Here is an 8,828-nt window from a genome sequence, read left to right on the forward strand (position 1 = left end):
ATCCCACTGTTGCCGTTCTTAAAAGTATCTTGGAGAGGCAGAAGAAAAAGCAAGTGAACAAACAGCTAGTTGGAGAAACGCAAACAGAGGACTATGGTTTTACCAGAGGCGCTACCTATTTTGGGAGGGATAAAAAATGATTAACCAAGAAACCTTACGAAAGTTAATGGACATGAAGATGAGTGGAATGGCGGAGTTATATCAACTACAGAATGAAAATAAAGACTTCCAAGGCATGGATTTTGATGATCGTTTTAACCTATTGGTGGATACAGAATATGATCGCAGAAGATCGAATAAGCTGGACCGATTGATTAAACAAGCCACATTTGATGACTCGAGCGCAGCCGTTGAACTGATCGAATATCACGCTGACCGTAAGTTGGATAAGCAGTTAATTTTAGAGCTGGCGTCCGGCACCTATCTTCAGAAGCATCATAATATTATCCTTATGGGCGCTTCAGGCAATGGAAAGACATGGATATCAAATGCTTTCGGCATTCAGGCCTGCCGGCAGTTCTACAAGGTGATATATATCCGATTGCCCGAATTATTGGATGAACTCGCAGTTGCCAAACATGAGGCAGATGGAAGTTTTCGCAAACTGATTAAAAAGTACAGATCGATTGATTTATTGATATTGGATGAATGGCTCCTGAGTGAGCTGTCTCAAGATCAAGTGCTCCACGTTTTAGAAATTATCGACGCGAGGCTCAAGCGGACTTCTACCATCTTTTGTTCCCAGTTCTCACCCGAAGGGTGGCATTCCAAACTCGGACAAGCCCAGGTAGCTGATGCGATTCTTGACCGGATTGTACATGACTCTTATAAAATAATAATCGATGGCCACATATCAATGCGTGAAAGGCATAGTTTAGTCGCTCCTCGTTGACCATATTAAAGAAGAGAGTCACTAGTGAAATTTACCCGGTGGCTCTCTTCTAGGCATTCACTGGCTCCATTCTCCGCAATTGATGGCTCAAAACTTCGCACAAGTGGCTTTTTCGTTCCGCAATACTCAGAGTATACTGTAACCGTGGAAAACTCAAAACCTGGCTGGGTCATTCCAGAGACAGACGGAGTGGGAACTTTCGGTTTCACATTGATTGGTATAGTTCTCATGGGAGTAGCCGTTCTATTGTATGTGTTCAGAAGAAAAAAGAGTAATGTATAAAATAGAAAGGAAAGTCCCGAAAGTCTTATCAAAGACTTTCGGGACATTTTTTCTTACACTCGAAATACTCAACAGGTATTGACCTATTAAAAAAAAATTATTTAATTCAAATTATTAAGCAATAATTGGGATCTCTTAATGATTATGTTTCAAGGGAAAATAAATATTTCCCTTATTTTAGTGAAGAATATATTATTATGGAAATAATCTATGTCGAGTCATGATGAAATACATGTGCTATTAAACTCATGTTCTTTAACTGTCAATAAATCAGCTTTTATAATAACACTTTTTTTGTAGTTCCTTTACTAGTTAATATTTATATAGAGAAGATTAGGTCAATTGGAATTTAAGAAGCGAAATATCTTTATTCTTTAAGTGGGCTTACGAAAGATAATTTAATTTTTTAGACTAAGTGATGCGGAAGTTGTGAATTCATTATTTCGAGAGGAAACCTTCATTTTATATTTTTTATACCACCTCTCAATTTCAGGACTTATGTCTACGCCTAAATCAACCATTGTGCGACTTATCTGGTAGTATTGCTGGTCAACAACAAAATTATATCCGCGTGCTGCAAGAACTTTCAATAACAATAATTGTGAACTTTCATCTTCTGGAGTTAAGGCGCTAATTTTAGTTAACCATTCCTCGGCTTTTCCGAATTTTTCATTATTGTAATAGTAAATAGCCATTTCTGAAGCTGTTTTATGCCATGTTTTTTTGTGCGATACCTCTCCGAATCCGCCCATAGAAAATCATCTTTTTCTAAATAAGTGTCGGTATAAATGTTCATGACCTCTTCATAATTAGATATAGAATTCGAAGACAGAGAAGGTAGAGACTCAATTCCTTTTTCCCATTCTATGATATCAATTTTAACGTTTTTCATGATTAGAATATAAGAGTCTTGTATACTTTTAATTGTTATATAATCACTAAATCTTTTTAATGTTTTTCGAATTTGGTAAATAGAAGTGTATAACTGTGCAGAAGCTTTCTCGATAGTAAAGTCCGGCCAAAGCATAAACATTAGTTCATTCTTAGGTATAGGCTTTTCGTGGTTTTGAACTAGATAGATAAAAAGCTCACGGGCTTTAGTTGTTCTCCACTTGACTCTATCTAATTCATGGTGGTCTAAATTAAAGGTTAAATCCCCACATAAATTGAGAAGAAGCGTGCTCTCGTTTTTATGCTGTTCATTTTTTGGGGTGGGGTTATAATATTCTTTAATTCTGTGGATAGTTTTTGATACTCGTTGTTGATATATGGGTTTTAACAAAAAATCTGTTGCATTCAATTCAAATGCTTCAACGGCATATTTCTTAAAGGCTGTAACAAAAACAATAAATAATCCAGGATTTATTTCTAACAACATTTCGGCAAGTTCGATACCATTGGTTCCAGGCATTTCAATGTCTATAAAAGCACAATCAATCTCTTTAATAAGACTATTGTTCTCATTCAAATCTATCGAAAGAAATGTCTCAACGATTGTTATATCATTTAAACTATTTAATTTAGATTCAAGAGTATCCAGCGCTAATGGTTCATCGTCTATTAGGATAACTTTCATAGTCAATATCTCCTCATACTAAAGATTCTGGGTTCTTAAACCTTTGGAATTGTAAAATATACTGTGGTCCCCGAGCCAACTCTTCTATTAGAAATTTTTAATTCTGTGCCAAACAGCTGTTTCAATCTTCTATTTGTGTTCATTAATCCAATCCCTCTATCTTCCAAACACTCTATACTATGGTTTTTGTGACGTATATCATTTATTACTTCTGATGTCATCCCTATTCCATTATCTTCAATAAAAACCTCATATCCTGATGATCGCTTCTTTACTCGAATAATAATTTCTCCACCTTCTGGTTTTTTTAATATTCCATGTACAATTGCATTTTCTACTAAGGTCTGAATGGATAAGGGGGGATTTTAAAGTCTAAAGAATCTATCTCCCACTTCACTTGAATTCTATCTCCGAAACGTTCTTTCTGAATAAACAGAAATGATTTTATAAGCTCAAGCTCTTTAGCTACAGGAATAACCGACTCTGTGTTGAAAATGTCATGATTGTTCCTTAAGTAGATTACGAATTCTTCTAATAGTCTAAGCATTTGACTATGATCTTTTTCGCTTAATGAAACAATAGTATTTAAAGTATTAAAAATAATGTGGGGATTCATTTGTGCTTGAAGCCATGCAATTTCGTATTTCATTTTTTCATCCACAGACTTTTTAAGTTCCGTTAATGCATAAACTTTCATTTTTAATGCCTTCTTATCAACTGGCTTAGATAGAAAGTCGTTTGCCCCTTTTGAAAAAACTTTTTTGTTATAGTCAGGACTATTTGTTTCTGTGATTAATAGTATTGGGAGCTCAATTATTGAATACTTCTCCCGAATAATTTTAGTTAATGTATATCCGGATATGGAAGGAAGTATTTCATCAGCTATCAAAAGATCAAAATGATTTTTTTAATTAATTTCAGAGCCTCCTCACCATCGGAGGCTGTAGTTATATTGTACTTATTTAAACCTTCTCTATAAAGTTTTAAATGAATTAGACTATTATCGACAAGTAAAATCTTTGAGTAGTTAGTTTTAATAGTTGATGCGACCTCTCTATTATTAATATTAGTTTTTTCAATGTATGGAAGACCCTCGATTCCGAGGAACGGTTTTAAAGTGTGTTAGCAATTCTTAGTGAAATCTAATCTTCCTTGCCACTTTGAAATCATAATTCTTTAAATCTATAACTGATTTCTCTGCCAATTGCATCCTGTCATTGTTAACTTTATTACAAATTATTTTCAAAATATGAAAGTTAAAATCATATTTTAACTCTAAAAACTTATCAAAATCTATACATTATGTAAAATTAAACCAAAAAATTCTTCTAAATAAGGAATGTAATTTTGCTATAGGAATAGTAATTATACAAGATTCTTTTCAAAATATAACTAAACCACTCCTTCACATTAACAAGTATACTATTGATATAACAACGACTATCACCTTTATTGTCTAATAATTATGCATTTGTTCTCTCCTAACCCTAGTTAGAATAATTAGTAGGATTTTATGTCGAAACAATAACTTTGACAACGTTTAAAGGAGATTGAATATTTTTTATTTTACAATAAATGAGTGTTGCGCATATAGAAAAATTGACCATCTTTTTTGTTTATAAAAAGTTTTTCTCTCATTTAGCTAAGTAAATTATTCTATCCATCATGAGAAAATAGGAATATAAAAGAAATATATTAAGTATTAAATAACATAGAGGAAGATTATAAAGATTATACCTGGTATAAAATTAGGGGTGATCTTCCTTCAGGAAATGATGTAATTGAGAGTTATGGTGAAGTTTGTGATGCTCTTATGAGTGGTTGTGACTGCTAAACTAAAGTAGACAGTTTTCGCTATATAAGATGAAACACTTATTTACCCTAATATACCAGTTAAATAGAAAGCTCTACCATTGTATGATTAGATAGTTTATATCATAGATCAATGGAGGGCCGAACAAAGGTGGATAAGTGGGAAATGTATATGGAAATTCAACAGCTAATCAAACAGGGGTTTAGTAAGTCTAAAGTGGCAAACAAGCTAGGAGTATCAAGATCGACTGTCTATCGACACCTTAAGAAATCTCCTTCGGACATGGCCGTATGGGTAGAATCCTTACAAACAAGAAAGAAGATTCTAGACCCTTATAAGGAGTTAATCTTATCTTGGTTGAATGAGCATCCTGATCTTACAGCAGCCCAGGTACAAGATTGGTTAATGGAGAGGCACAAAGATCTTAAAGTTGGTGAGAGCACGGTTCGTGCTTTCGTAAGAGAGTTACGGAAAGACTATCAAATAACGAAAGAAACGTCACCAAGAGAATACGAAGCGATACCTGATTTACCCATGGGGCAGCAGATTCAAGTTGATTTTGGTCATACAAAACAAAAAACATCTGATAATAAAGAAATGAAGCTAAACTTTATTGCCTTTGTTTTGTCTAACTCAAGATATAAATATCAGGAATGGTTAGATCGACCATTTACCACTCAAGATGTCATTCAGGCACATGAAAATGCGTTTCAATGGTTCAGTGGAATTCCAAAAGAATTAGTTTATGACCAGGATAGCCTTATAGTGGTGAGCGAAAATGGTGGCGATCTTATTTTGACGAAAGAGTTTCAGCAATATAGAGAAACGAGGAAATTAAACCTACGGGTTTGTCGTAAAGCTGATCCAGAAAGCAAAGGAAAGATCGAAAATGTGGTCGGGTTTATCAAGTACAATTTCGCCAAACATAGAGTGTTCCAGAATATTGATGCGTGGAATGAACAAGGGTGGGAATGGTTACATCGAACAGGTAACTATAAAATCCACAATACAACAAAAAAAAGACCGGTCGAAGTGTTCTCCTTGGAAAAGCAACACTTAAGACCAGTCAAAGGAAATGTCCATTTCCTAAACAATTATGAAAACAGTATAACAAGAAGCGTGCGTAAGGACAATACCATACGGTATTTGTCTAACAGGTACTCTCTTCCATTGGGAACGTTTCATAAATATGAAACTATCTCAATCAAGGAAACAGATGATCGACATCTCTTAATCTATCACCGTGAGACAGGAGAACTTCTAGCCAAACATCAGATCCCGGATGGGAAAGGTCAGCTAATGAAAGATCGACAGCATACGAGAGATCGTACAAAAGGGATCGATGCCTTTATAGATAACGTAGCTAATCGGTTTGAAGAAACAACAATGGCGTTTGATTACCTGGATAAACTTCGTGAGAAGTATCCACGATATATTCGCGATCAGCTACACATGATCCTAAGAGAAACAAAACAACAAAACGCACAGATTCTAACGGCAGCTCTACAAGAATGTATAAAAAGAAACTTATACAGTGCAACAGATTTCAGCGATATCATTTTATATCTTCAGCGACAACGACAGGATCATGAGACACCAAATGATAACGCTGAGATTGTTTCGCCATTAAACAGCGTATCTGGTTGGATGATGGAAACAGAAGCACAAAAAAGAAACGTAGATACCTATACGGTTTTATTGGAAGAAGGTGAGGCAAATTGAGTCAGTTCCAGCAAGTACAAGATTTACTAAGGTCTTTAAGACTAGCTGAGACGGCAAATCAGTTGCCCGAATTGATCAGAGAAGCTGAGAAAAAGGACTTATCCTTTACTCAGTTTCTCCTAGATCTAGCCACCTATGAACAAAATCGCAGAGATGAGAAACAGCTGGAGAAACGTTTTAATTGGGCGACTTTTCCTTTCCATAATACGATCGATGATTATGACGTAAAAGAGCAAAAATCCTTAAGTAGTAAGAAGTTAAATCAATTAAAAGATTTAACATGGATTGAGCAGCTCTATAACATTATTTTTCTTGGACCGCCAGGTGTCGGAAAGACCCACCTTTCGATAGGTCTGGGTATTGAAGCATTAAATCAAGGTTATAAGGTGATTTTCACGACCATGGGAGATCTTATTCAAGCGTTAAAAACAGAAGAAATCACGAGGAAATCGAAAACAAGGATGAAGCGAATTAGAGAAGCAGATTTAGTTATCATAGATGACTTGATGTTTATGGCGATGAATAAGCAGGAAGCGAATATGTTTTTCCATCTGATTAACAACCTATACAATCAAACTTCGATCATATTAACGTCAAATAAGGGGCCAAAAGAGTGGGGAGAACTATTGGGCGACCAAGCGATTACGACAGCTATCTTGGACCGAATCTTACATCGAGTAGAGATTATTCATTTAAATGAAGACAGTTGGAGAATGAAGCATAGAAAAACGATTTTTGGTGAACAAAGTGTTTCAAATTAATCAGCAGAACTTGTGTCATTCTACTTGACGGTCACAGTGGTTCTGCCGGTGAAAGTGATATTGCTAACATTTGACAATTGCCAGTCCAAAAGAGCGAGGTGTGAAGGAAGTAACTGAAAACGATGATGGTATACTTACATATAAAATGTTTAGGTTTGTTCATAAAGCTTGTTTTTATCTCTCTTCGAGAAGAGGTTTTTTCGATATCACTCGTTATCAGTAGAATTTTATCGAATAAATAAAAACATCTGTGCTCGGATAACTAAAATAAAAGAACATTATCATTAACAAAGAGGCAAAGATTAGGGAATATGAACAATGTAAAGTAAAATCTGGGTACCTAATCATTCTTCGATTAGATACCCAGATTTTATTGTTGGTTTGGAATATATATTTTCCGTATAAAATTCTAATGAATCAGCAAAAACGCAAATTCACTCTTAATCCGGCACTGCCTTAATTAAATACCTCTCAGGTGCATTCCCAACATACCGAAATGGATAGCAAGTCGATAGCAATAAATATTCACTAGAACCACTCGTCTCAATGACTGTTGGATCATCCGCTTTAACAATACGAAAACTATCGATGATGTATGTGGAAGTGCCAGATGGAAGGTGAAGTTTAATGTGATCTCCTTCTTTTAAATCACCTGCTTTTCGAAAACTTGTTTCTCTATGACCAGCAAGAAGGATTTGCCTTTCGTCTCCAGGCATACCTGTTTTCGAGTAATGGCCTACTCCTCTTGAGAGCTGTTCCTCTGACGTCCCTTCCAATACAGGCATTTCAGCTTGAAGGGCTGGAATTTCGAGTACGCCGATAATGTCTGCTTGGTGGAATAGATTATTTTCTGTATTTATTTGTTGTTCGGAATTCTCAATTTCCGTTTTTGGGTCGTCTAACATTTCTTTTGCAAAGGTTAAAGTATCGTTTTGTCTTTTATCTGTTAAATAAATGGACGTAACGCCATACGTTACAAATCCCAATCCTAAAATAATTGCGAAATAGATGATTTTTCTAGAGATAGTAACCCCACCTTTTTTAGTCGAATTATATGGTTTAGATGTGAATTTTTAAATATAATGTCGTTTTTTGGCTTGTCGAAAATAGGTAAATATGCTTAAATGTTAGGAGGTTATATTATTACCAATAGTTCTATTATACTTTTTTTATTGGTAAAGTATAGCAAATATTATATACAAGGGGGAAGCAATGAAGACAAAGCTTAGTCTTTATTTATTGATTTTTTGCTTAATCTTCCAACCGGCCATTTCTGGACTGGGTGGTTCACTTAACACAGAAGCTGCTGGTGAAGATGTTTTTTCGCAAGTCACATTAATGGACGACAAACAGCAGAAGATAGATGAAAACATAGAAGTCGATCCTACAAGTTCTGGTGAGGTGATAATTGATTGGCAAACGACACCAGATCAAGTAACCGAGCAAAATGCTTTTTCAATAAAGCTACCAAGACAGATACAAGCACCAGCCAACGAAGGGGAGCTATCTAAAGATGACGGTACGTTAGCAGGTACATACTCCACTGAAAATGGCAAATTAGTAGTTACATTAAGTGAAGTAACTTCTGAGCAAGCTGGTTCCATTGCCCTTCCATTCACGTGGAATGAAGATAAAATTGGTAATCAGCCAGATCATACACTTTCTTTTATTACTGATTCTGGAAAGGTGATGGATCTTCCGGTATTATTCAGCCTAGAAAAATCAAAAGGCTCAAAAGTAGAGGAAACTAGCACTTCTCAATCAGATGAAAGTACAGAAAAT

Annotated in this window: 9 protein-coding genes and 1 pseudogene; 5 read left to right on the plus strand and 5 right to left on the minus strand. The window is 35.3% G+C overall.

The features are described 5' to 3' along the window. Nucleotides 1-136 precede the first annotated feature (136 nt). Both istB (Q4550_RS22885) and Q4550_RS22890 read left to right on the plus strand, forming a co-directional pair. Entirely contained in the window at nucleotides 137-892 is a 756-nt protein-coding gene (istB, locus tag Q4550_RS22885) for an IS21-like element helper ATPase IstB (protein ID WP_303536417.1), read from the plus strand. A 24-nt stretch (nucleotides 893-916) separates the two neighbouring features. Next, complete coding sequence (locus tag Q4550_RS22890) at nucleotides 917-1,174, plus strand: LPXTG cell wall anchor domain-containing protein (protein ID WP_303536419.1); 258 nt, start codon at nucleotides 917-919, stop codon at nucleotides 1,172-1,174. Between the two features lie 640 nt (nucleotides 1,175-1,814). Here the strand turns inward: Q4550_RS22890 and Q4550_RS22895 are convergent. From Q4550_RS22895 to Q4550_RS22905, 4 genes and pseudogenes are all read right to left on the minus strand, one after another. Further along, on the minus strand, nucleotides 1,815-2,750 hold the full coding sequence (locus tag Q4550_RS22895) for a response regulator (protein WP_303536424.1): 936 nt from the start codon (nucleotides 2,748-2,750) through the stop codon (nucleotides 1,815-1,817). A 35-nt stretch (nucleotides 2,751-2,785) separates the two neighbouring features. Further along, nucleotides 2,786-3,100, minus strand: a complete 315-nt coding sequence (locus Q4550_RS24655; RefSeq protein WP_369290142.1) for a sensor histidine kinase — start codon at nucleotides 3,098-3,100, stop codon at nucleotides 2,786-2,788. Beyond that, a complete protein-coding gene (locus Q4550_RS22900) occupies nucleotides 3,088-3,447 on the minus strand; it encodes a histidine kinase (protein WP_306558562.1) in 360 nt (119 codons plus the stop codon). Before Q4550_RS22900 ends, Q4550_RS24655 begins: the two co-directional genes overlap by 13 nt. Before the next feature lie 3 nt (nucleotides 3,448-3,450). Beyond that, a pseudogene (locus tag Q4550_RS22905) lies at nucleotides 3,451-3,642 on the minus strand (response regulator); the annotation flags it as partial. A 1,071-nt stretch (nucleotides 3,643-4,713) separates the two neighbouring features. On the opposite strand from Q4550_RS22905, the gene istA reads away from it, so the two are divergent. Both istA and istB (Q4550_RS22915) read left to right on the plus strand, forming a co-directional pair. After that, nucleotides 4,714-6,285 (plus strand): IS21 family transposase, encoded by a 1,572-nt coding sequence (gene istA, locus Q4550_RS22910; RefSeq protein ID WP_303536427.1) that lies wholly within the window; start codon nucleotides 4,714-4,716, stop codon nucleotides 6,283-6,285. Beyond that, nucleotides 6,282-7,046 (plus strand): IS21-like element helper ATPase IstB, encoded by a 765-nt coding sequence (gene istB, locus Q4550_RS22915; protein ID WP_194221838.1) that lies wholly within the window; start codon nucleotides 6,282-6,284, stop codon nucleotides 7,044-7,046. The genes istA and istB (Q4550_RS22915) overlap by 4 nt, the downstream gene beginning before the upstream one ends. 440 nt (nucleotides 7,047-7,486) lie before the next feature. Here istB (Q4550_RS22915) and Q4550_RS22920 read toward each other — a convergent pair whose 3' ends face one another. After that, the gene (locus Q4550_RS22920) at nucleotides 7,487-8,032 is read right to left on the minus strand and encodes a sortase (RefSeq protein WP_303536432.1); all 546 of its coding nucleotides are present in this window, start codon (nucleotides 8,030-8,032) and stop codon (nucleotides 7,487-7,489) included. 226 nt (nucleotides 8,033-8,258) lie between these two features. On the opposite strand from Q4550_RS22920, the gene Q4550_RS22925 reads away from it, so the two are divergent. Then, nucleotides 8,259-8,828 (plus strand): hypothetical protein (locus Q4550_RS22925; protein WP_303536435.1); only part of this gene is annotated, 570 nt, incomplete at its 3' end.

Source organism: Anaerobacillus sp. 1_MG-2023, assembly GCF_030547345.1.
GTDB lineage: Bacteria > Bacillota > Bacilli > Bacillales > Guptibacillaceae > Guptibacillus > Guptibacillus hwajinpoensis_B.

What these genes read in the sequence shown, in the direction of transcription:
- istB (WP_303536417.1), top strand. Translation starts at nt 137, where the DNA reads ATGATTAACCAAGAAACCTTACGAAAGTTAATGGACATGAAGATGAGT.
- Q4550_RS22895 (WP_303536424.1), bottom strand. Translation starts at nt 2,750, where the DNA reads ATGAAAGTTATCCTAATAGACGATGAACCATTAGCGCTGGATACTCTT.
- Q4550_RS22900 (WP_306558562.1), bottom strand. Translation starts at nt 3,447, where the DNA reads ATGAAAGTTTATGCATTAACGGAACTTAAAAAGTCTGTGGATGAAAAA.